Raw genomic sequence first — 22024 nt, 5'->3', positions numbered from 1 at the left:
GGGAATATTTGATATACCCTACGGGGTATAGTATTCACGAAGTGTTCGAGCGGATGGAAACGAGAGGTGATGGGCATGCGCGCGATCGTGAGCCGAGCCTGGCTGCCCGTCGTGGTCGCGTCGGCGGCGATCGTCGGAACGCTGGCAGTCGTGAACCTTCGCGGTGTGTTCGGCGCCGATGAGATCTTCCGCTGGGACGGCAGCGGTTCGCAGGTGATCAACTCGATCAACGAAAAACAGGTCCGCTACGAGGTTTTCGGGGCCGGCGCCGTCACCGGCTCGGTGAGCTATCTGGACCGGGAGGCCCAGCCCGCGCAGGCGACGTTCAGCGGCCTGCCCTGGAGCCACACGATGACCACGACGAGTCCGTCGGTCATCGGCAATCTGGTCGCCCAAGGTGACGGCGACCAGATCGGCTGCCGCATCACAGTCAACGGCGCCGTCAAGGACGAGCAGCTGTCCACCGGGCACCACGCCCAGGTGTTCTGTCTGGTCAAAGGCGCATGAGCGGCCACGGCACCCTTCGCCCGGGGTATATGCGGGCGGTTCGCCGGCTGGCCTGGCCGCTGGTGATCTTCTGGCTACTGCTGACCGTCGGCCTCAATGTGCTGGTTCCGCCCATCGAGTCGGTGGCACGCGACAACGCGGTGACGATGTCGCCTCAGGACGCGCCGTCGATGATCGCGGCCAAGCACATCGGCGCCACGTTCGCCGAATTCGACTCCGACGCCATGGTGATGCTGGTGCTCGAGGGCGAGACGGAACTGGGCCCAGAGGCGCACCGCTACTACGACGCCGTGATCGCCAAGCTGGCGGCCGATCACGAACACGTCCAGCACATCGCGGACCTGTGGGGTGACCCGATCACCGCCGCCGGGGTGCAAAGCACCGACGGCAAGGCCGCCTACGCGCAGATCAACACCGCAGGCGACCAGGGCAGCACCCTGGGCAACGAGTCGGTCGACGCGGTCCGCAAGATCGTCGCCTCGGTGCCCGCACCGGCCGGTGTGAAGTCCTATGTCACCGGCCAGGCCGCGCTGACCACCGACATGAACGAAGCCGCCGACAAGAGCATGCTCAAGATGATGGGCGTGACCGGTGTGGTCATCATCATCATGCTGGCTATCGTCTACCGTTCCGCGGCCACCGTCGCGCTCGCGCTGGTGATGGTCGGCTTCGAAATGGGCAGCGCGCGCGGCCTCGTCGCACTTCTGGGACACCATGGCCTACTGGGCTTTTCGACATTCGTCGTCGCGATGCTGTCCTCGTTGGCGATCGCAGCCGGAACCGACTACGCGATCTTCCTGATCGGGCGCTACCACGAAGCCCGCAACGCCGGCGAGGACCCCGAGACCGCCTGGTACTCGATGTTTCGTGGCACCTGGCATGTCATTTTGGGCTCGGGGCTGACGATCGCGGGCGCGTCACTGTGTCTGCATTTCGCCCGGCTGTCCTACTTCAAGGCCCTGGGCATCCCGTCGGCACTGGGTCTGCTGGTGGTCATCGCCGGTGCGCTCACCGTGGCGCCGGCCATCGTCGCGATCGCCACCCGGCGCGGCCTGCTGGAGCCCAAGCGGACCGAGGGCCGCGGCTGGCGGCGTATCGGAACCGCCAATGTCCGCTGGCCCGGTGCGGTTTTCGTGGCGGCACTGCTGGTCACACTCGCCGGCATGCTGGCGGTGCCCAGCATGAAGATCAGCTTCAACGACCGCTATTACATTCCGGCGAGCCTGCCCGCGAACGTCGGCTACGACGCAGCCGAACGTCACTTCAGCGCCGCCCGGATGAACCCGGACGTCCTGATGGTCGAAAGCGACCACGATCTTCGCAATCCTGCCGACATGATCATCTTGGACCGGATCGCCAAGAACATGTTTCGCACCCGCGGGGTGGAACGCGTGCAGAGCATCACGCGGCCGCTGGGCAGCCCGATCGACCATACGTCGATTCCGTTCCAGGTCAGCATGCAGGCCGTCCCGATCCAGGAGAACCTGCAGTTCATGACCGACCGGCTATCAGACATGGAGCGGATGAGCCACGACCTGGGCGCCACCATCGACTCCATGGTCCGACTGCGCGACCTTGTCACCCAGATGAACAGCACTACCGACAAGATGAGCGCCGACATGGCAACGGTGACCGCGACCGTCGACGAGATCCGGGACCACATCGCAGATTTCGACGACGTCGTGCGCCCGATTCGCAACTACTTCTACTGGGAGCAGCACTGCCTGAACATCCCCGCGTGCGACGCGATCCGATCGGTCTTCGATGCCTACGACGGGATGGACGAGTTCAGCGAGAACATGCGGCCGTTGCTGGCTGACATGGCCGACCTGAACACGGTGATGCCGCAGATCGCCGGGCAGTTCGACCCGATTATCGCAGTGGCGAAATCCATGCAGGGCAGCCTGCTCTCGATGCATTCGACCTTCTCCGGCCTGGTGACCCAGATGGCGCGGATGACCGACACGGCGGCCGAGATGGGGCGGGCCTTCGACACCTCCAAGGCCGACGACTACTTCTACCTGCCTCCGGAGGCCTTCGACAACCCGGACTTCCAGAAGGGCCTCAAGCTGTTCTTGTCCCCGGACGGCAAGGCGGCACGGTTCATCGTCACCTACGACGCCGACCCGGCCACCCCGAAAGGCATCTCGTTCGTCGAGCCGATGCTGGCGGCCGCTCACGATGCGGTGAAGGGCACCCCGCTGACGGGTGCGAAGTTCTATCTCACCGGAACCGCCGCGGTGTACAACGACATCCAGGTCGGCTCCACCTACGACATCCTGATCGTCGGGGTGGCGGCGGTGACGCTGATCTTCATCGTGATGCTGTTGATCACCCGGGCGCTAGTCGCCTCCGCGGTGATCGTCGGGACGGTGTTGCTGTCACTGAGCGCCGCCTTCGGCCTGACCGTGGTGGTGTGGCAGCACATCCTCGGCCTCCAATTGAACTGGATCGCACCGGTGTTCGGGGTGATCATCCTGCTTGCGGTCGGTTCGGACTACAACCTGCTGCTGGTCTCCCGGTTCCAGGAGGAGATCGGCGCCGGGATCAAGACCGGAATCATCCGCTCGATCGGCGGAACCGGATCGGTGGTCACGGCAGCGGGCCTGGTGTTCGCCTTCACGATGATGTCGATGGCGGCCAGTGACCTGTACTCGATCGGTCAGGCCGGCAGCACGATCGGGCTCGGCCTGCTGTTCGACACCCTGATCGTGCGCTCGTTCTTGACACCCTCGATCGCGGCGCTGCTCGGCCGATGGTTCTGGTGGCCTCAAAACATCCAGAACATCCGGCGAGCGCCGTCGGCGCCGTCCCGGCCCGCGCCCATCGAAGCCGACGCGGCCACTACCCCGCTGCCGGCGACCGCGGGACCACCGTAGGCCGAAAGTCGTACTGGGTGGCCGGACCGCCTACGCCACCGCGCGCGGCCAGGCTGCCGAACGGCACCATCGGCGGCACCGCCGCCGCGTTGCCCATCCCCGCCGCCGAGGCCGCTACCCCGCCGCCCGACGGCAGCGCCGCGGCCATCGGAGCGCTGGTCACACCCAGACCGGTCCAGGCCGGCGGCACCGACAACGCGCCGATCGAGGCGGCCCGGCCCAGACCTGCGGTCGCCGCCGATCCGCCGGAGAAGCCCGCCAACGTCACCGTGCCGGCCGCGCCACCAGCGGAGCTGAGCATGCCCGAGGCCGCCCCGCCGGCGGCCGCCACACCCGCCGCGGCGCCCTTGGCCCCGGTGGAGCCTCCCATGAGCATGCGCATCAGCATGCTCATCGGCATCATCGCCATGCGCATCGGCATCATCAGCGAGTTGAGGCTCGACATTGACGACGACATCGACCCGCCCGTCGAGGCCTCCTCGGTGGGTGAGGCCAACGCCTGCAGCGCCGTCGGGGTGGTCGAGAGCAGTTGCGGCCCTTGCGACATCAGTGCCTCAGTGTCGGTACCGGTGGTCGCGGCCGCTGACTGCGCCACGGAAGCGACCTGGCCGGCCTGCCGGGACGGGTCAGTGGTCTGCGGTGGCGAGGCGAACGGCGTGACCTGGGTGGCTACCGCCGACGCCCCGGCGTAGCCGTACATGGCCGCGGCGTCCTGCGCCCACATCTCGAGATATTGCGCCTCGGTGGTGGCGATCGCCGCGGTGTTCTGCCCGAGGAGATTGGTGGCGATCAGCGTCTCTTGCAGGGTGCGGTTGGCGGCGATCAGCGGCGGCGGAACCGTTGCCGCGTAAGCGGATTCATAGGCCGTGACGGCCGCGGTCAATTGGGCGGCGGCCTGCTCGGCCTGTGCCCCGGTGGCACCGAGCCAGGCGATGTAGGGGCTTGCCGCGGCAGCCATCGTCGCCGCAGAGGTCCCCAGCCAAGGACCACCCGTCAGGCCCGTAATCACCGAGCCGTAGGACGCGGCCGCGGAGTTCAGTTCGGCGGCCAGATCCTGCCAGGCGGTCGCGGAGGCCAGTAACGAAGCCGGGCCGGGGCCGGCGTACATGCGCGCCGAATTGATCTCCGGCGGCAGGACTCCGTAATCCATTGCCTCCCCTTATCTCTTGGCCGGCGAACGAGCCGGCGAGATGCTTTAGGAAGGCTAGCTAGCTATTTTTGGCGCCCGGCAGGTCTGCGCTGTGCGCCCGCTGTGCGCCCGCAGAGCCGGCAGACCCCAGCACAGTCGTCTCAGTGCACGCCGAGCGTGCCCGCCACATACTGCTCGCGGCACGCGATCCGGCCGAGCTTTCCGCTGGTGGTCCGCGGAATGGCGCCGGCAGGGACGAACCGCACGTCCACGGCGTTCACCCCATGCACCCGCTGAACCTCCGCTCGGATGGCCGCGACCGCCGGCGCTGGGTCTTGGCGGCCGGTGCCGGTCGCGCGCTCGGCGACGATCACCAGCTGGCCGGTGGTATCGGCGGGCGCCGCGAACGCCACCACATAACCGGCACGCACCATCGGTGAGGCCGCCGCCACGGTGGCCTCGATGTCCTGCGGATAGTGACCGCGTCCCCCAAGAACCATCAGATCCACCGTGCGGCCGGTCACGTAGAGCTCACCATCCAGATAGAAGCCCAGGTCGCCGGTGCGCAGCCAAGCACCGTCGGCCGGTGTCGACCCGGCATGACTGCCGTGTTCCAGCCGAGACCGCAGCCGGGCGCCGAACGCGTGCTCGGTCTCGTCGGGCCGGCCCCAGTAACCGGCGGTGACGTTGTCGCCATGCAGCCAGATCTCGCCGATGCGACCGTCGGGCAGTTCCGCGTCGCCGTCGACGATCACCGCCGACAGGCTGCGGGCAACCTGCCCGCACGAGACCTGAGCCACCGCACCCGGCGCATCGGCGGCAACCGCCGAAGCGTGGCCGGCACCGAGTTGCTCGCGGTCCAGGTAAAGCACGCTCGCCTCGGCATCGGGAGCGATGGTGGCCACGAACAGCGTGGCCTCAGCGATCCCGTAGGACGGCTTGATGGCGGTGGGCGGCAACCCATACGGTGCGAACGCCTCGTTGAAGGCGGTGATCGCTGCCATGTTCACGGGTTCGGAGCCGATGATCATCACCACGTTCGAGAGGTCGATGTCGGCTCCCGGCACGGGCAGGCCCCGCGCCGCGGTCAGTTCATAGGCGAAGTTCGGTGCGGCGGTGACCACCCGGCCGCGCCGCGAGGCATCCGACAGCGCAGTGATCCAGCGCTGCGGCCGGCGGATGAACGCCGTCGGCGAGATCAGCGTGGAGTGTCCCCCGTAGACGGCCGGAAACCCGATCATCGACAGACCCATGTCGTGATAGAGCGGTAACCAGCTGAGCCCGTGCGTGTTCCGGTCCAGCATGTCGATCGACAGGATCATCTGCAGCAGGTTGGTGGCAACCGAGCGGTGCGTCACCTGCACACCGACCGGCGGCCGCGTGGTGCCCGAGGTGTACTGCAGGTGCGACACGTCGTCGACGTCGATGTCGACGGGCACGAAGGCCTCCCCCGCCGAGTCCGGTATCTCGTCGATGACCAGAACGCGGGGCTGCAGCTGCTGGGGCAGCTTGCCCAGAAAATCGTCGACGACGCGCCGCACCGCAGCTGTCGTCAGGACCACAGCCGGGGTGGAGTCGCGCAATGCGGTGTCGAGCCGCTCGGCGTGACCCGGCAATTCGGGGGCGAACAACGGCACCGCAATGGTCGCGCACTTGAGCGCGGCATAGAACCCGGTGACGTAGTCGAGTCCCTGTGGCGCCAGGATCGCCACCCGGTCGCCGGGAGCAGTAAGGCCCTGCAGCCGGGCGGCGATGGCGCGCAATCGCTCGCCGAGTTGCGTCCAGGTCAGCTCCACCGCCTGGCCCTCGTGCTGGCCGGCATAGTCGAGATAGCGGAACGCCACCGCGTCCCCGACGTTGGCGATATTGCGGTCGATCAGCGAGATCAAGGTGTCACCCGGTGGCAAAACGATGCCGCCGTCGGCGTCCAGGCACTCCTCGATCTGAACCAGCCCTTTGAGGGTCGTCGGGCGCTGCGACTGCGTCATGCCCCGCAGTCTAAGTCCCCGGCTTCTTCGACCAAGCCCGCTCGGACATCAAAGGACCTCCACCACAATGGAGTTGGGTGGTGATGGATCACATAGCCGGTTCACGCAGCGCGAGGCTGATGAAGAGGTAGCCCATACAGATCAGCAGATTGAGTGCGGCGAGCATCAGGCCGGCCACGATGAGCGCGTTGACCAGACGCCGCCGATTGCGTCGCGCCCGGGCCAGACGCTGCTCGTGCTTCATCTCCGTCGCAGCCAGCGCGAACGCGTAGTCGACTGACTCCGCCGACGCCAACGGTGCACCGACCGCCAGCTCCCGTAGCCGCGCGGGCGGAATGCGGACGCCCACCCCGGCGAAGCGCCGGCTCATCCGCCGTGCCGCCCAGCGGCCCACCACGACAGGCTGCGGCGGCTGTTCCCAGTGCTCTCTCCACCGGTCCGACCGGGACGTCATAGAGCCTGAGCTTAGCCACCTCAGCCCACTAATCCGAGGCCTTCGTGCGAGTTCTGCGGCGTCGGCCGCGCAGTGCTGAAGATGTAGGCAAAACCGAACTATCGCTCAGCGTACGGCGGCACAATACGGGGAAGGAAGCACGCGCGGACCGGGCGGTTCAGCGAGGCTCGACGAAGGAGAGGCGAAGCTGGGACCGCCGCATCAACCCAGCGAACAGGAGCGATATTCCATGACGACCATCGAGACGAACGCGGCGGCGAGTGCACCGGTCGAACGTGATGTGGACGCCGACATCGCAGCGGTGCAGAAGTACTTCGACAGCCCGCGTTTCGACGGCATCACCCGTCTCTACACCGCCCGCCAGGTCGTCGAGCAGCGCGGCACCATCCCCTCCGACTACCCGGTGGCGCGCGAGGCGGCCACGGCGTTCTACGCCCGGCTCCGCGAGTTGTTCGCCGCCAAGAAGAGCATCACCACCTTCGGCCCGTATTCGCCCGGCCAGGCCGTGGTGATGAAGCGGGTCGGCATCGAGGGCATCTACCTGGGCGGCTGGGCGACCTCCGCCAAGGGCTCCATCACCGAAGACCCGGGCCCCGACCTGGCCAGCTACCCGCTGAGTCAGGTGCCCGACGAGGCGTCCGGGCTGGTGCGTGCCCTGCTCACCGCCGACCGCAACCAGCAGTACCTGCGCCTGCAGATGACCGAGGAACAGCGCGCCGCCACCCCCGCTGTGGACTACCGGCCGTTCATCATCGCCGACGCCGACACCGGGCACGGCGGTGATCCCCACGTGCGCAACCTGATCCGGCGCTTCGTGGAAGCCGGTGTGCCCGGCTACCACATCGAAGATCAGCGGCCCGGCACCAAGAAGTGCGGGCACCAGGGCGGCAAGGTGCTGGTGCCCTCGGACGAGCAGATCAAGCGCCTCAACACCGCCCGTTTCCAGTTGGACATCATGGGTGTGCCCGGCATCATCGTCGCGCGCACGGACGCCGAGGCAGCCAACCTGGTCGAGAGTCGCGGCGACGAACGCGACCAGCCGTTCATCCTGGGCACCACCAACCTGAAGATCCCGTCCTACAAGGCCTGTTTCCTGGCGATGACCCGGTCCTTCTACAACGCCGGGATCACCGCGATCAACGGTCATCTGCTCTACGCCCTGCCGGAGGGCGAGTACACCGCCGCCGACGCCTGGCTGGAACGCAACGGCATCACCGCGTTGATCACGAAAGCCGCCGAAGGCTGGCGGGACGACGGCCGGCAGTCCGTCGACGCCGTCTTCGACGACATCGAATCGAAGTTCGTCGAGGCATGGCAGAACGACGCCGGGCTGATGACGTTCGGCGACGCCGTCGCCGAGATGCTCGAGTTCGCCGAACGCGAAGGCGAGCCGAAAGACATGAGTGCCGCGCAGTGGCGGGAATTCGCCGCCCGGGCACCGCTTTACACCGCCCGCGAAAAGGCGGCCGAGCTCAATGCCGACCCCGGCTGGGACTGCGAACGGGCCAAGACACCCGAAGGCTACTTCCAGGTGCGCGGCGGTATCCCCTACGCGATCGCCAAGTCACTGGCCGCCGCCCCGTTCGCCGACCTGCTCTGGATGGAGACCAAGACCGCCGATCTGGCCGATGCTCGTGAGTTCGCCGAGGCGATCCACGCCGTGTACCCCGACCAGATGCTGGCCTACAACCTGTCCCCCTCGTTCAACTGGGACACCACCGGCATGACCGACGAACAGATGCGGGCTTTCCCCGCCGAGATCGGCAAGCTGGGCTTCGTCTTCAACTTCATCACCTACGGCGGCCACCAGGTCGACGGCGTGGCCTCCGAGGAATTCGCGGCCACGCTGCTGCAAGACGGCATGCTGGCGCTGGCCCGCCTGCAGCGCAAGATGCGGCTGGTGGAGTCGCCGTACCGCACACCCCAGACACTGGTCGGCGGACCGCGCAGCGACGCCGCGCTGGCCGCATCGTCCGGGCGCACGGCCACCACCAAGGCGATGGGCGCCGGCTCCACGCAGCATCAGCACCTGGTGCAGACCGAAGTGCCCAAGAAGCTGCTGGAGGATTGGCTGGCGTTGTGGGCCGAGCACTATCAGCTCGGCGAGAAGCTGCGTGCGCAACTGCGGCCCACCCGTCCCGGATCCGACGTGCTGGAACTGGGGATCTACGGCGACAACGACGAGAAGGTCGCCAACGTGATCGTCGACCCGATCAAGGACCGGCACGGTCGCAGCATCTTGACGGTGCGCGACCAGAACACCTTCGCCGAGAAGCTTCGGCAGAAGCGGTTGATGGACCTCACCCACCTGTGGCTGATCCACCGGTTCAAGGCTGCGGCGGTGCACTACGTCACGCCCACTCAGGACAACCTGTACCAGACCGAGAAGATGAAGGAGCACGGCATCTTCAGCAACGTCAGCCAGGAGGTCGGCGAGATCATCGTCGCGGACGTCAACCAGCCGCGCATCGACGAACTGCTGGCATCCGACCGGGTGGCGCTGGGCAAGCTGATCGACAAAGCGGACTGACGCCGCCGACTCAGCGCACTGTCGTGCGGAACCGGTCGCGGTAGGCCTTCGGCGACACGCCCAAGTGGTCGACGAATACTCGACGCAGGGTTTCGGGACTGCCGAATCCTGCTCGGCGTGCGGACTCGGTGACGCTGTGGCCGGCATCGAGCGCGGCACGCGCGGCATCGATGCGTACCTGTTCGACGTAGCGGGCCGGGGTGGTCCCGAGCTCAGCCTGAAACAGCCTTGTCAGTTGCCGGCTGCTCAAGGCGGCGCGCCTGGCAAGCGCGTCCACGCTGTGGTCGTCGGCCGGGTCGGCCACAATCGCATCGGTAACCTTGCGCAGCGCAGACTGGGGAGCCGGATCGGCCTCGACCAGCGCGGAGAACTGTGACTGTCCGCCTGCGCGTTTGAGATAGACCACCAACCATCGCGCGACCTCGCGAACCAGCTTGCTGCCGTGATCCATTTCGACCAACGCCAACGCGAGGTCGATGCCGGCTGACACCCCGGCCGAGGTGTAGACGTCGCCATCACGGATGAAGATGGCGTCCGGCTCCACCGCGATGTCGGGATATGCCCGCGCGAACAACCGGGCGTCATGCCAGTGGGTGGTGGCACGACGGCCGCTGAGCATGCCGGCCTGCGCAAGGATGAAGGACCCGGTGCAGATGGACGCCAGGCGCCGCGTTCGACCCGCCACCGACCTGACGGCTTCGACGAGTGCGGGATCGATGGGCCGCCGGGGTAACTGGTCGCCGCCGGCCACCAACACGGTGTCGGCCGACCCGATGGCGGCAATGCTGTCGGTGACGCCCAACCGGGCGCCGATCGAGGTCGTGACATCGCGGCCATCCACCGAGGCGATCTTGACCAGGTAATCCGCGCCAAACCGATTGGCTTCGACGAAGACTTCCGCGGCCCCGGCGACATCGAGCATCGTCACCTCGTCAAAGACGACGATCACCACCAGTCGCGCCCCGGCACCGGCGTCTGTCACGCAGCCATTATGTCGCTTTCGCTGACCAATCCGCTCAGGGAGCATGTCGCATTCTGTGGGAAAGGCGGCGTGAACGGCCGCGGTCGACTCGACGCGCCAAACACAGAATGGCTGCAGACCCAAGCAAGGAGATGCGTCCATGACCCAGTCGATCGAGACAATCGCCGACATCACCATTCCCGACTCTGCGCTGGCACGGGAGATCACCGCGTTCATTCGAGATGCCGAAGACGACTTACTCTTCGACCATTCGCGCCGGGTGTTTCTGTTTGGCGCGCTGCAGGGCCGCCGCCGCGGGCTGCGGCCAGATCTGGAACTGCTTTACGCCGCAGCGATGTTTCACGATCTGGGCCTCACCCAGCGCTACCTGGAATCAACCGTGCGCTTCGAGGTGGACGGCGCCAACGCAGCGCGAGACTTCCTGCTGCAGCACGGAGTCGGCGAAGCCGAGGCCCACAAGGTGTGGCTCGCCATCGCCCTGCACACCACCCCCGGCGTGCCCGAGTTCCTCGATCCGGAAATCGCCTTGGTCACCGCCGGCGTCGAAACCGACGTGATAGGCATCGGACGTGATGACCTCTCCCCCGCGGACATCGCTGCGGTCACGGCGGCCCATCCACGTCCGAACTTCAAAAAGCAGATCCTTGCCGCCTTCAACGAGGGGATGCGGCACCGGCCGCACACCACCTTCGGCACCATGAACGACGACGTCCTGAAGCACCTCGACCCCACCTTCGAGCCGGTCGACTTCGCCGACCTCATCCTGGGCAACTCATGGCCCGAGTAGGCGCCGACATGCGCGTGGTGGTCGCCATCACCGGTGCGACCGGAGCCGCGCTGGGCATCCGTCTACTGGAAGCTCTCGGGCAGCTGGGCGTCGAGACCCATCTCGTCCTGAGCGACTGGGCACGGGCAACCATCAAGATCGAAACCGACTTCACCGTCGAGCAAGTCCGGGCCCTGGCCTCGCACACCTACAGCGTCGGCGACCTGGCGGCCGGCATCTCCAGCGGGTCGTTTCGCACCGATGGCATGGTGGTGTGTCCCTGCAGCATGAAGACGTTGAGCGCCATCCGAATCGGCTTCAGCGACAACCTGATCACCCGAGCCGCCGACGTCACGCTCAAAGAACGCCGCAAGCTCGTCCTGGTCGCACGCGAAGCCCCGCTCAGCGAGATCCACCTGGAGAACATGCATCACCTGGCCCGCGCCGGGGCGGTGATCTTTCCGCCGACCATCGCCTACTACGGGCGACCTGGTTCCGTCGGCGAAGTGACCGACTACATCGTCGGCCGGGTCATCGACCAACTCGGGATCGAACACTCGCTGATCGACCGCTGGAAAGACCACCGGCCCGGCGGCGACGACGACCCGGCTCCGCTGGCCGTAGTGAGGGGAACGAAATGACCACCGGGACAGGGCTTTCCGAACACGGCACCGGCGTCGACGGTCACCGGGCGGAACCCGACCTGCGCAGCTGGCTCACCACGCTGGCGGCCGCCGGACAGTTGCGCCGGATCAGCGTGCCGGTGGACTGGGACGAGGAGATCGGCGCCATCACCCGTGCCAATCTCTGTCTCGGCGGCCCGGCACTGCTGTTCGAGAACATCATCGGCCACCAGGACACCCGGTGCACGAAGCTGCTGACCTCGGCGATCGGCAGCCGGCGCCAGGTCACCTTGATGCTGGGTCTGCCCGAGGACACCAGCGATTCGCAGATCGTGGCTTACCTGCGGGAGGCCTTCCGGCGGCCCATCCCGCCGCGGGTGGTCGATACCGGGCCGGTCAAACAGAACATTGTCGAGGGTGCCGACATCGACCTCTGGGAGCTGCCGGTGCCCAAGTGGCACGGTGAGGACGGCGGCCGCTACCTGGACACCTTCTGCGGGGTGGTCACCCAGGACAAGGTCACCGGACGCGACAACATCGGCCTGTACCGCGGCATGATCGTCGACCGCGACAAGATCGCCAAACTGCTGGTGCCCAGTCAGGGCTGGGGCGGCCACATGGCGGACTACCGGCCCGAGCCCATGCCGGTCGCCGTCGTCTACGGGTGGCATGACGTGCTGCCGTTCTGCGCCGGCAGCCCGTTCCCGAAGAACATCTGCGAGTGGGACATGATGGGCGCTCTGCTGGGCCGCCCCGTCGATCTGGTGGCCTGCGACACGGTGCCGCTGCTGGTGCCGGCCACCGCCGAGATCGTCGTCGAGGGTTTCATCGATCCCGATCCGTCCACCTTCGTCATGGAGGGCCCGTTCGCCGAGTACCCGGGCTTCATCGGCGACGCGGCGCCCGCCCCGGTGCTGCGCGTCACCCGGATCACCCACCGTGACGACCCGGTGCTGCGCGGCACCCTGGAAGGCATCCGGCCCGGAATGCTCAACGAGGACAGCATCATCAACTTCGCGCGCTCGGCGATCACCTGGAACACCCTTGACGATCTCGGCATCGGCGGCATCACCGACGTCTGGATGACCGAGGTCACCAACGGTCAGAACACCCTGGTTCAGATTCAGAAGCGGTACCGCGGGCATGCGCAACAGGTTGCGGCCGCGCTGTGGGGCACCGGCGGGTCGATGTGGTTCCACAAGAACGTCGTCGTTGTGGAGGAAGACGTCGATCTGCACGACCCCGCGGCCCTGGACTGGGCGATGTCCTACCGGGTCAACGCCGGCAGCGGCGACATCGCCTTCTTCGGTCCGGGACTAGGCTCGTCGCTGGATCCGTCGACCCCGCCGGAGCGGAATGACACCAACCTCTACGGCAGCGGCGAGTGGACGCGGGTGCTCGTCGACGCCACCCGCAGTTGGGGCGTCGCCCCCCGGCCGGCATGGGGCGGGCGGCGTTTCCCGCCGACCGACCGGCTGCCCGCGGAACTGGAATCGCAGATCGCCGCCCGTTGGTCCGAGTACGGGATCGGTATCCCCTATCTCGACGCCCGGGGCCGCGAGATGCTCACGCTGGAGAAGCTGAGCAGGCGGATGCCTCAGGTGTAGCCGCCGGCGGACGGGGCTACGCGCGGATGCCCGCCACGGTGTCGGCCAGAGTTTCGCGGACGTCACGGAACACCACGCTGAGGTCTCGCTCGGCAGGGGTGTCATCAGATTCGGGCATCTGGGTGTAGTACTGCATCCCGGCCTCGGTGAACGGGGTCGAGATCGGAAGCGCCCGCTCGACTTGATCCAGGAACCGGCCCGCCCAGCGCAGGGCGATATCCGGTATCGGCAGCGCGACCATGGGCGAACCCGACAGCTCTTGAAGCAGGTTCGCCAACTGCCCCGGCGGTATCCGCCGACCGCCGGCCATGTAGCGGCGCGGGCCACGGCCCGGCTCCAGCAACGCGAGATGCATTGCCGCCAAGTCACGAACGTCGATCACCAGCCAGGCACTGCCACGCCCGGGGATGACATGCATCTGCAGCGCGGCCCGTACGCCTTCGCCGGCCTCCCCCAGCCGGTTTCCGACCGGAGGTCCGAGCACCATGCCCGGATAGGTGATGTTGACCGGGGCCCCGGCGTCCTGCAGGCCGCGCGCGTAGAGGTCTTCACGGGCCTTCGACCGGCCATAGCCGTCCGCGCCCCCTGCCACCGGCAGGTCAGCCCGCAACGTCGTCAGTCCGGGGTGAAACAGCGCGGTGAAGCTGGAGACGTGAATGATCGGGTCCAGCCCCAGCTCAACCGCTCCGCCGAGCACGTTGTGGGCACCGGCCGAGTTCGTGGCCAGCATCTGCGCCGTCTGCCGCGGATCGGTGGCCACCACCGCGGCGGCGTGCACAACCGCATCGCAGCCGCGCAGGGCCTCGCGTACCGAGTCCACGTCGGTAATGTCACCCACCACGTAGTCGGACACGTCGACACCCAGCCGCGCCACGCTGTCGTGCAGCCCCGCCGGATTTCGCACCAGGAAGCGGACCCGGTGTCCGGCATCGGCGATCGCCTTGGCGGTCCAGCCTCCGACGAATCCCGTTCCGCCGGTGATCAACACCTGCATGTTCGCCAAGTCCCTTCTTCGCCCCCGGTCCGTTTCCGCTGCGGTCAGGTCCGTTTCGGCAGCTGGGCGCCGATCAGCGGTGCGATCTTGTCGGCCATGTAGGCGTGACCGGCATCGGTGGGGTGCACCCCGTCCGGGCCGATCAGGTCGGGCAGGCCGACGAACCACCGCTCGGCGAGCGGATCGACGAACTCCGCGCCGACCACACGTGCTTGCGTACTGAGGACATCGCGGATCCGCCACACGTTGCCCGGGACGTCGGCAACCGGCCACGGCGGCCCGATCACCAGCATCCGCGCCCCCGGCGCGGTGCGGCGAGCCAAACCCAAGGTGTCGGCGATCAGTCGGCTCAACTCGCCTGGCTCGACGTCCTGGTCGTTGCGCGAACCGAAGAACACCACCAACGCGTCGTCGGGTTGCACCGCACGGCGGGTCAGGTCGCCGAACAGCCCGCCGAGGTTGCCACGCACGCCGTAACCCGCACCGCCCTCGGCCGCCACGTCGGCGCTGACGTACACCCCGCGGCCGGCCAGGTTCTGCCACGCCCGCTCGGTCCAATTCGCCGCACCGCGACCGGTGTCCTCGTACCCGGCCGTATAGGAGTCACCGATCACCGCAATCCGATTCGGCGAGGAACTCAGCGGCACGGTCTCGTAGTGGCGCGTCGACTCGTGATCGCGCGACAAGTAGCCGGTCCCTGCGACGACCGCGACGACGCCGGTCACCATCACGACGGCGAATGTCATCACCCGACCCACGGGTTACCTCCCCCAATCAAACTTCAGCGCAGACTAGCCGGAACCGCGACCGAGGGCTCCTCAAGGACTTGGTCATCCGAGTCGTCCGAGTCGGTCGACTCGTTCACGTCTCCCGAGTTGTGCGGCGGGCCCACCGGTTCGACCGGCTCGACCGCCAGGGGATCTTCTGTCGGTGTGACCTGCGCCGACTCGGGCCGGGCGCCGATCATCTTGCGCATCCAGTGCCGACCGGGCTCCTCAACAGCGTGGAACAGCAGCATCGACAACAACGTCGCCGCCACCAGCAAGCCGCACACCATCCACTTGGCCGCGGTCGCCCCCTCGTCGAGCACGATCTCGAATTGCTTTGCGGCCCAGTTCCAGGACGTGTGCACCAGCTCGTGGACCATATACAGGCAGAACGAGATCTGCCCGCCGTAGACCATCACGCGGGTGGACAGCAGCGCCGGAAGGCTTCCGATACCGATCGCCAGGGCCATCACCAACGGCACGAACAGCACATCCACCAGTCCGCCGCTGTCGTAGAGCCCCGAGATCGGATGGCCGTCGAAGTAGTACAGAACGCCGACCATCGCGGCGATGAGCAGTGCGGAGCAGTAACCCGCGGCGCTGCGGAACCGGTCGGTGGGCGCCAGCTTGCGCACCGCGGCGCAGGCCAGGGCACCCGCGGTGAACTGCATGACGATGCGCGGCAACCAGCTCCACGGGCTGTAGAACTGGCCGGTCGCCAGCAACAGCAGCAGCGGCGGAAGCGAGGCGATGATCGCCAGTGCCGCCAGCCCGCGCGCCGAGGTCACCCGCATCATCCGGTAGACCGCCAGCACCAGCACGCCGAACAACAGGTAGGCCAGCCACTCGGCACTGATGGACCAGGCCGGGCCGTCCCAACTCGACCCGTCGAAGAACGGCTCGAACCACAGTTGCACCAGCAGGACCTGACGGACATAGCTGATCGCGGTGATCCGGCTGAGGTCCTCGGTGGGCACATGCCCGACATGAAGAGTGAAGATCACCCACAGCAGCGCCAGGTGCATCGTGACCAGGTAGATCGGCCAGACCCGGGCCAGCCGCAGCCACAGAAAGTGCACCGTGGCGCGCACCGAGAACGTCTCCCCCATGCGCTCCAGGTAGTTCCAGGTCAGGACGAAGCCACTGAGGATGAAGAACAGATCGACGCCTTGGGCGCCTCGGTCGAGCACCGGGGCGAGCGCATCGCTGAGCTCCGGGGACGCCAGTCGCAACAACGGCCGGAAGTGAAACAGCACCACCCATACCGCGGCGATGATGCGAAGCCCGGTCAGGGCCTTGATCTCTCCGCTGCGCACAACACTCTTTCGCCGGTGGGCTTCGCATGCCTTGACTGCCTCGGGTGCGGGCCCGCCGAGACGACCCGGCGATCGGCAGCCGCAACCCGGTAGCCGGCAGCCCTCGAAGACTAGCAGCGGGACTGTCCCGGGTGAAGTTATCGGCCGGGCACGTCGGCGACGATGCCAGCGGGGCCGTTGTGAATACTGTAGCGATGCCAGACGACTATCAGGTTGGGCGCGGAATCGCCGACATCACCGGCGAGCCGGCCGAGTGCGGAATGCTCGGCTACGGCGTGGCCTCGCAGCAGACCGACGGATTGCACAACCGGCTGCGCGCGCGGGCATTCGTCATCGCCGATGCGGCCGCCGGCACCCGGCTGCTGCTGGTGGTCTGCGAGATACCGCTGCTGCTGGAAAGCATCCACCACGAGGTGCTCGGACGCCTGGCCGCGACCTACGGCGAGCTGTACACATTCCACAACGTGATGTTGACGGCGACGCACACCCATTGCGGCCCTGGCGGCTACTCCGACCACCGGCTCTACAACTCGAACACCAACGGGTTCCGGCACCAGACCTTCAACGCGATCGTCGATGGGATCTGCGACGCCGTCGACCGGGCGCATGCCGACCTCGCCCCCGCCGGCTTGAGCCTCGCCGTGGGCCGGCTGCACGACGCCAGCAGCAATCGCTCGCCGTCGTCGTTCGCCCGCAACCCGGAAGCCGACCGCGCCCACTTCCCGGACAAGATCGATCCGCAGACCACGCTGCTGCGCATCGAACGGGACGGCCGGCTGGTCGGTGCGGTGAACTGGTTTGCCACCCACGGCACGTCCATGACCAACCGCAACACCTTGATCAGCGGCGACAACAAGGGCTATGCCGCCTACCAGTGCGAGCGCCTGGACCACGGCGTCGACTACCTGGCAGCGACGCCACCGGATTTCATCGCCGCCTTCGCCCAGACCAATTCCGGGGACATGTCGCCGAACCTCAACCATCGCCCCGGCAGCGGCCCCACCGAGGACGAGTTCGAGAACACCCGGATCATCGGGTCCCGCCAAGCCGCCGCGGCCACCGAACTGACCTTGGGGCATGGCACCGAGGTCACCGGCGGGCTTGACGCCCGCGCCACCTACGTCGACCTGACGGATTTCGAGGTCCGGCCCGAATTCACCGGCGACGGCCGGGCCCATCGCACCGGTCCCGCGATCGCGGGTGCGTCGTGCCTGGCCGGCACCGACGAGGGCGCCGGCCCGCTGTACCCCGTGTTCAAGCAGGGCCGTAACCGCATCTTCGACGCCCTGGTCGCCAACACGGTGTTCCGCCTCTCCCCTCGACTGCGCGACGCGCACGCCCCCAAGGGCGCGGTGGGCCCGGGAATCCGGCTGAACAAGGCGCTGTCGATGCTGATGCCGGAGGGCGGCCCGGTGCAGCTGCTGCGCATCGGGCAGCTGTACCTGATCGGTATTCCCGCCGAGGTGACCATCGTGGCGGGTCTGCGGCTGCGCCGCACGGTGGCCGAGATCGTCGGCGCCGAACTCCGCGACGTGCTGGTGGCGGGCTACAGCAACGGCTATCTGCACTACGTGACGACGCCGGAGGAATACGACGAGCAGCGCTACGAGGGTGGCAGCACCCTGTTCGGGCGCTGGGAGCTGCCGGCCCTGCAGCAGGTGGTGGCTGAGCTGGCCACGGCGATGCGGGAGCAGCGGCCGGCACCCGAAGGCCAGCGGCCGGCCGAGCCGTCCCGCCGGCGGCGGTCACGTCGCCGGGCAAAGCCGGATGAGCTGCCCGGCGGCCAGCGGTTCGGCGATGTCCTGCAAGCCCCGCTGCCTGCCTACGCTCCGGGCACCACGGTGTCGGCGGTGTTCGCCGGCGCCTACCCGAACAATGACCTGCACCGCGGTGGCACCTACCTGCGGGTGGAGCACCAAACCGGTGGCGAGTGGAGCACCGTGGCCGACGACAGTGACTGGTCGACGACCTTCCGCTGGCGACGCGCCGGCCGGCGCGGGTCGACAATCACCGTGACCTGGACGATGCCCGACGACACCCCCGCCGGGCAATACCGGCTTCGCTATGACGGCGACGCCCGGGACCGAAATGGGCGGATCAGTGCGTTCACCGGGGCAACCGAGCCGTTCGAGATCTCACCAAAGCGTTAATCGGCCGCCCAAGACGCCTTAACTTCACCGCATAACGTCGGGAACATCGAGGTTGGCTCATCTGCCGACAGCGATCGACATAGAAGGCGGGGGCTGGCATGGCAATCGACATCACCACACGGGGCACCGCTCGGATCAACCCGGTCGTCGAGTGCGGCGACGCGCAGATTCGGGCCCACTACCGTCACCTCGCGACGGTGATCGCGATCCGGGGCCGAATCGATGCCACCAACGTGGACCAGCTCAGCGAGCACGCCCGGCGCTTCGTCCTCGCGAAGGAACCGCTGGTACTCGACCTGAGCGGGGTCACCTCGTTCGCCGCCGCCGGCATCTGGCTGCTGTGCGTCCTCGACGGCGACTGCCGTGCCGCGGGCGTGGGATGGACGCTCGTCGAGAGCTCATCCGTGCACGAGCTGCTCGGCGACTTCGATGAGGACGCCATGTTCCCGACGTCGCGTTCGGTGGAGCAAGCGCTGCACGCACTTGCCGACGGCAACGACCAGCGCCGCCAGATGCTACTGCCGCTGTTCCAGAAGTCGGCCTGAGATAGGTCCCTGACATAGGTCGGGGTCTCGCCACCGCCTGGCGCTGGTGGCCGCTGGCCGGCGTGCTGGCGACATTGGGCCTGGGCTGGGCGGTGGGCCGCGACTCGACACCCATCGACAACTGGTTCAGTCGCGCCACCTTCACCCTCATCGGCGGGCAGCCCCGGTGGCTGTTGATCTTCACCAGCGGCTGGTTGGTATTGGCGGTGACGGTGGCGTGCCTGGTGGTCGCCTTGTCGCGGCGACAGTGGGCGCTGGCGGCCGCGGTGCTGGCCTGCCCATTCGCCGTCACCGTCGCCACGGTGGCGCTCAAGCACTTCTTCGACCGGCGTAATGGGCCCTACCTGGAATACCCCAGCGGCCACACCGCGCTATTGGTGGCGGTGCTGGGAATGATGGTCGTGGTGGCCAGTTCGAAATTGGGCCGGCTCTGGGCCCTGGCCGCAGCCGCGCTGGTAAGCCTGCTGGGCATCCTCGGGTTGGTGGCCTGCGGCTACCATTTCCTCACCGATACCGTCGGTGCGACGATGCTCGCCACCGCGCTGGTGTCTGGAACGGCTCGGTTAACGTCTGCGCTGTGATCGTGCTGCTGCCCCCGTCGGAGACGAAACGCGCCGGCGGCGACGGACCACCGCTGTGCCTCGATACACTGGCATCCCCGCAACTCACCAGCCTGAGGGCGGAACTGGTCGACGAGCTGGTGGCCTTGGCCGCTGATCGGGACGCCAGCCGCAGCGCACTGGGTTTGTCGGCGTCCCAGGACGGTGAGATCGAACGCAACGCCGCGCTGCGGACCGCTCCGACCGCACCGGCGATCAACCGCTACACCGGTGTGCTCTACGAGGCGCTGGACGTCGACTCGCTGCGCGGCGCCGCGGCCGCCCGGGCCGCCGCCAGGCTGGCCGTCGGATCCGCCTTGTTCGGACTGCTGCGGGCAACGGACCCGGTGCCCGCGTACCGGCTCTCGGCAACCTCGAAGTTGCCCGGACAACCGGGATTGGCCAGGCGCTGGCGACCGTTACTGGAACCGGTACTGGCCGAGATCGCCGCCGCCGAGCTGGTCGTGGACCTGCGGTCGGGGTCCTATGCGGCACTGGCCGCCATTCCCGGTTCCGTCCGCGTCGATGTGGTCGCCGAGCACGCCGACGGACGGCGGGTCTCGGTGAGCCATTTCAACAAGGCGCACAAGGGGCGACTGGCGCGGGCGCTGGCCACCACCCGGGCCGAACCCGACGACGCCGCAGCAGTGGCGGCCACGGCTCGCCGGGCCGGGATGCGGGTGGAACGCGACGACCGTCGGCTGACGATCGTGGTCGCCGCATGATCCGGGAACTGGCCGCGATCGCACTGATCACGACGGGATGGCTTGCCGGCGTGGCTTCCGCCTCCCCGGAGGTGCCACCGGTCAGCGCGCAGGCCGGTGCGGCCGGGTTCGTCGAAGTCCGCACCGCCGTGCCGGACGCGATCATCGACCTGCGCTACGCCACCGCGAACAACTTCGTGGGCGAACAGCTCTACCCGTCTAACGCTCGGTGTCTGGTGCACGAGTCGCTGGCGCCGGGTTTGGCGACCGCCGCCGCCGCGCTGCGCAGCCGAGGCCGCATTCTGGTGTTCTGGGACTGCTACCGGCCCCACAGCGTGCAGGTGCGGATGTTCGAAGTGGTGCCCAACCCGAACTGGGTGGCCCGGCCGGGCTCACTGGCCCGCAGCCACGAGACCGGGCGGTCGGTCGACGTGACTACCGCGGACGCGCAAGGGCGGCTGTCGGAGATGGGCACCGGGTTCGATGACTTCTCCCCGGCTGCAACGGCATTCGCCGACGGGATCAGCCCACGTGCCGCCGCCGAGCGTGCCGCCCTGCGCGACGCAATGAGTGCCGGTGGTCTGGCCGTGTATTCGGGCGAATGGTGGCATTTCAACGGCCCGGGCGCCGACGTGGGACGGCCGATCCTCGACGTGCCGGTCAATTAGGCGGCGGCTGAGCCAGGTGACGTTCCACCGATTCGACCTTGGTGTTCATCGCGTCGACCGCGCCGTCACGCCAATCGGCTTTGATTACGGTGCTGACCCGCGGTGACCGGGCCGCTACCGCTTCCACCGCCCGTTGCACCACGGCCATCGCCTCGGCCCAGCTGTCGCTTTCGATCACGGTGAACATGGAATCGGTGCGATTGGGCAGGCCCGACTCCCGAACGACGCGGACCGCCTCCGCGACGATCTCGCCGACTCCCTCCCCCACACCGAGCGGCGTAACCGAGAACGCAACCAAGACCGACACCTGACTCACCCCTCCCGGTAGGCCTAACGGCGAGCCTACCTAGCATCGATGCCGTGCGAGTTCTGGTCCAGCGTGTCTCATCGGCCCGGGTCAGTGTCGACGGTCAGACGATCGGTGCGATCGACCCAGACGGCCAGGGCCTGCTCGCTCTGGTCGGTGTGACCCACTCCGACGATTCCGCCACGGCGCAGCGGCTCGCCGAAAAGCTTTGGCAATTAAGGATCCTCGACGATCAGAAGTCGGCAGCGGACGTGGGCGCGCCGATTCTGGTGGTCAGCCAGTTCACGCTCTACGCCGACACCGCCAAGGGGCGCCGGCCATCGTGGAATGCCGCCGCTCCGGCTCCGGTCGCCGAGCCGCTGGTCGCCGAGTTCGCCGAGGCACTGCGAGGCTTGGGCGCGCACGTCGCGACCGGGCAGTTCGGGGCGCATATGCAGGTGGAACTCGTCAATGACGGTCCGGTGACGGTGCTGCTCGAGCTCTGAGCCGAAACCGCCGTGCCTTCACCC

20 protein-coding genes are annotated in these 22024 nt (G+C 67.6%); 12 read left to right on the top strand and 8 right to left on the bottom strand.

The features are described from left to right. Window positions 1–75 precede the first annotated feature (75 nt). Entirely contained in the window at window positions 76–507 is a 432-nt protein-coding gene (locus ABW16_RS03795) for an MmpS family transport accessory protein (RefSeq protein ID WP_047318092.1), read from the top strand. Next, window positions 504–3386, top strand: coding sequence for an MMPL/RND family transporter (locus ABW16_RS03790; RefSeq protein ID WP_047317823.1), 2883 nt, complete (start codon window positions 504–506; stop codon window positions 3384–3386). The genes ABW16_RS03795 and ABW16_RS03790 overlap by 4 nt, the downstream gene beginning before the upstream one ends. On the opposite strand, the gene ABW16_RS03785 is transcribed toward ABW16_RS03790, so the two are convergent. The 3 genes from ABW16_RS03785 to ABW16_RS03775 all read right to left on the bottom strand — a co-directional run bounded on the left by ABW16_RS03785 (window position 3352) and on the right by ABW16_RS03775 (window position 6957). Continuing rightward, window positions 3352–4536 (bottom strand): PPE family protein, encoded by a 1185-nt coding sequence (locus tag ABW16_RS03785; protein ID WP_047317822.1) that lies wholly within the window; start codon window positions 4534–4536, stop codon window positions 3352–3354. The genes ABW16_RS03790 and ABW16_RS03785 overlap by 35 nt on opposite strands. Window positions 4537–4676: 140 nt before the next feature. After that, window positions 4677–6503, bottom strand: a complete 1827-nt coding sequence (locus ABW16_RS03780) for a fatty acyl-AMP ligase (protein ID WP_047317821.1) — start codon at window positions 6501–6503, stop codon at window positions 4677–4679. 88 nt (window positions 6504–6591) lie between these two features. Beyond that, window positions 6592–6957, bottom strand: coding sequence for a hypothetical protein (locus ABW16_RS03775; protein WP_047317820.1), 366 nt, complete (start codon window positions 6955–6957; stop codon window positions 6592–6594). A 229-nt stretch (window positions 6958–7186) separates the two neighbouring features. Between ABW16_RS03775 and aceA the strand changes: the two genes are divergently transcribed. Beyond that, entirely contained in the window at window positions 7187–9487 is a 2301-nt protein-coding gene (gene aceA, locus ABW16_RS03770) for an isocitrate lyase ICL2 (RefSeq protein WP_047317819.1), read from the top strand. Between the two features lie 10 nt (window positions 9488–9497). Here aceA and ABW16_RS03765 read toward each other — a convergent pair whose 3' ends face one another. Continuing rightward, entirely contained in the window at window positions 9498–10442 is a 945-nt protein-coding gene (locus tag ABW16_RS03765; protein WP_047318091.1) for a GlxA family transcriptional regulator, read from the bottom strand. A 166-nt stretch (window positions 10443–10608) separates the two neighbouring features. Between ABW16_RS03765 and ABW16_RS03760 the strand changes: the two genes are divergently transcribed. The 3 genes from ABW16_RS03760 to ABW16_RS03750 are packed head-to-tail and all read left to right on the top strand — an operon-like array spanning window position 10609 to window position 13465. Beyond that, on the top strand, window positions 10609–11256 hold the full coding sequence (locus ABW16_RS03760; protein ID WP_047317818.1) for an HD domain-containing protein: 648 nt from the start codon (window positions 10609–10611) through the stop codon (window positions 11254–11256). Window positions 11257–11264: 8 nt separating this feature from the next. Then, the gene (locus ABW16_RS03755) at window positions 11265–11876 is read left to right on the top strand and encodes a UbiX family flavin prenyltransferase (RefSeq protein WP_047318090.1); all 612 of its coding nucleotides are present in this window, start codon (window positions 11265–11267) and stop codon (window positions 11874–11876) included. Then, window positions 11873–13465 carry a UbiD family decarboxylase gene (locus ABW16_RS03750; protein WP_047317817.1) on the top strand — a complete coding sequence of 531 codons (1593 nt, stop codon included), beginning with the start codon at window positions 11873–11875 and terminating at the stop codon, window positions 13463–13465. Before ABW16_RS03755 ends, ABW16_RS03750 begins: the two co-directional genes overlap by 4 nt. 16 nt (window positions 13466–13481) lie before the next feature. Here ABW16_RS03750 and ABW16_RS03745 read toward each other — a convergent pair whose 3' ends face one another. Genes ABW16_RS03745 through ABW16_RS03735 form a run of 3 tightly spaced genes read right to left on the bottom strand, consistent with a single transcriptional unit; the run spans window position 13482 to window position 16542 of the window. Next, window positions 13482–14459: an NAD-dependent epimerase/dehydratase family protein gene (locus ABW16_RS03745; protein ID WP_047317816.1), complete on the bottom strand. Its 978-nt coding sequence runs from the start codon at window positions 14457–14459 to the stop codon at window positions 13482–13484. A 44-nt stretch (window positions 14460–14503) separates the two neighbouring features. Next, on the bottom strand, window positions 14504–15205 hold the full coding sequence (locus tag ABW16_RS03740) for an Rv0518 family GDSL lipase (protein WP_047317815.1): 702 nt from the start codon (window positions 15203–15205) through the stop codon (window positions 14504–14506). Window positions 15206–15240: 35 nt separating this feature from the next. Continuing rightward, entirely contained in the window at window positions 15241–16542 is a 1302-nt protein-coding gene (locus tag ABW16_RS03735; RefSeq protein WP_082133940.1) for an acyltransferase family protein, read from the bottom strand. A gap of 194 nt (window positions 16543–16736) precedes the next feature. Here ABW16_RS03735 and ABW16_RS03730 point away from each other — a divergent pair, with 194 nt between their 5' ends. The 5 genes from ABW16_RS03730 (at window position 16737) to ABW16_RS03710 (ending at window position 21208) form a co-directional block, all read left to right on the top strand. After that, window positions 16737–18692 (top strand): neutral/alkaline non-lysosomal ceramidase N-terminal domain-containing protein, encoded by a 1956-nt coding sequence (locus tag ABW16_RS03730; protein WP_047317814.1) that lies wholly within the window; start codon window positions 16737–16739, stop codon window positions 18690–18692. A gap of 98 nt (window positions 18693–18790) precedes the next feature. Further along, entirely contained in the window at window positions 18791–19237 is a 447-nt protein-coding gene (locus tag ABW16_RS03725) for an STAS domain-containing protein (protein WP_047317813.1), read from the top strand. Window positions 19238–19299: 62 nt separating this feature from the next. After that, a complete protein-coding gene (locus ABW16_RS03720; RefSeq protein ID WP_052956783.1) occupies window positions 19300–19818 on the top strand; it encodes a phosphatase PAP2 family protein in 519 nt (172 codons plus the stop codon). Then, a complete protein-coding gene (yaaA, locus tag ABW16_RS03715; protein ID WP_047317811.1) occupies window positions 19815–20561 on the top strand; it encodes a peroxide stress protein YaaA in 747 nt (248 codons plus the stop codon). The genes ABW16_RS03720 and yaaA overlap by 4 nt, the downstream gene beginning before the upstream one ends. Then, a complete protein-coding gene (locus tag ABW16_RS03710; RefSeq protein ID WP_047317810.1) occupies window positions 20558–21208 on the top strand; it encodes a M15 family metallopeptidase in 651 nt (216 codons plus the stop codon). Before yaaA ends, ABW16_RS03710 begins: the two co-directional genes overlap by 4 nt. Here the strand turns inward: ABW16_RS03710 and ABW16_RS03705 are convergent. Next, window positions 21201–21515, bottom strand: coding sequence for an MTH1187 family thiamine-binding protein (locus ABW16_RS03705; protein ID WP_047318088.1), 315 nt, complete (start codon window positions 21513–21515; stop codon window positions 21201–21203). The two genes, ABW16_RS03710 and ABW16_RS03705, sit on opposite strands and share 8 nt — an antisense overlap. 53 nt (window positions 21516–21568) lie before the next feature. Between ABW16_RS03705 and dtd the strand changes: the two genes are divergently transcribed. Next, complete coding sequence (dtd, locus tag ABW16_RS03700) at window positions 21569–22000, top strand: D-aminoacyl-tRNA deacylase (protein ID WP_047317809.1); 432 nt, start codon at window positions 21569–21571, stop codon at window positions 21998–22000. The last annotated feature ends 24 nt before the right edge of the window (window positions 22001–22024 follow it).

It is taken from the genome of Mycolicibacter heraklionensis (genome assembly GCF_001021505.1).
Classification (GTDB): Bacteria; Actinomycetota; Actinomycetes; order Mycobacteriales; family Mycobacteriaceae; genus Mycobacterium; species Mycobacterium heraklionense.
The sequence above is the reverse complement of the archived record's forward strand: the minus strand, read 5'-3'. Positions and strand labels throughout refer to the sequence as shown.